The organism is Halorubrum sp. SD612 (genome assembly GCF_002135005.1).
In genome coordinates this window covers 593-1,794 of sequence record NZ_NEWI01000321.1, presented here as the reverse complement: position 1 = coordinate 1,794, position 1,202 = coordinate 593, and the positions used below count along the sequence as shown (strand labels likewise).

At 69.3% G+C, this 1,202-nt stretch carries 1 protein-coding gene and 1 pseudogene; one reads left to right on the top strand and one right to left on the bottom strand.

Translation table 11 applies throughout. The annotated features are described in order from the left end of the window. Positions 1-662: pseudogene (locus B9G38_RS16925) on the top strand (carbamoyl-phosphate synthase large subunit); the annotation flags it as partial. 102 nt (positions 663-764) lie between these two features. Here B9G38_RS16925 and B9G38_RS16920 read toward each other — a convergent pair. Next, a partial coding sequence (locus tag B9G38_RS16920) for a nitrous oxide reductase accessory protein NosL (RefSeq protein ID WP_086221141.1) occupies positions 765-1,202 on the bottom strand: 438 nt, incomplete at its 5' end.

Genomic DNA, 1,202 nt, shown 5'->3' with positions numbered 1-1,202 from the left:
GCGACGCCGAAAGCGGGGGGTACGTGTTGGAGGCGAACCCGCGCTCCTCGCGGACCGTCCCGTTCGTCTCGAAGGCGACGGGAGTCCCCATCGCCAAGCTCGCGGCGAAGGTGATGACCGACGACCTGACGCTCGCCGACCTCGACGCCGACGAGCAGGTCCCCGAGCACCGCTCGGTGAAGGAGGTCGTCCTGCCGTTCGACCGCCTGCCGGGCTCGGACCCGCGGCTCGGCCCGGAGATGAAGTCCACCGGGGAGGTGATGGGCACCGCGACCTCCTTCGGCAAGGCGTACGACAAGGCGCAGGACTCGACCGGGAAGCCCATCCCGGAGTCCGGCACCGCCGTCGTCGACCTCTCGGCGGAGGAGTTCCCGGACCCGGACACCGAGGCGGGCGAGGCGCTCGTCGACGGGTACGCGGAACACTTCGAGCTGAGCGAGGCGACGGACCTGATCGCGGCGGCCAAGCGCGGCGACCTCGACCTCATCGTCTCGCGCCAGCGCGACCTGCTGGAGGTCGCGGTCGAGGAGGAGATCACCTACTTCTCGACGCACGCGTCGGCGAAGGCCGCGCTCGAAGCCCTCGACCACGCGGGCGACGACCTCGACGTGATGGCGGTCTCGGACCGCCCGAAGCGCGTCGAGAAGTGGGGCGGCGAGTAGTCGGAGCGGGCCCGAACACGGCCGCGTTCCGCGGTCTGTTTATATACCCTACTCTCCGTCGATCTCGAATTTATATACCCTCTTCGTCGGTCCCCCGCCTGTTTATAAGGCCTCAAGCGTCGCGCGCTCCACCTCGGTCGCGGGCATCGCCTCCCCGCCGTACTCCGCGACGAACTCGTCGACGTCTCCGTCGTCGGTGAACGGGATCAGGTCCGGCCCCATCGCGCCGATCACCTCGCTGCGCGCGACGACCGTGAGGGCCGTCTCGCGGGCGAACGCCTCGCTCCCGACGTGCGAGGAGAACATCGTGTCGCCGCCCTCCTCGAATACCTCCTGATCGACCGCGGAGTAGTCGGTGAGGAAGGTCGCGAGCGGCGTCCGCCCCGCGTCCTCGGCGTCGAAGCGGTAGGTGTACGTACAGGTGGCGCTACAGAACTGCGCCGGGCGCCCCCCTTCCGGTTCGTCGTCCTCGAAGTGGACCTGCCCGACAGTCCCGGGCTGGTCGGAGACGATCATCCCGCACTGGTCGCAGTCCTGGTC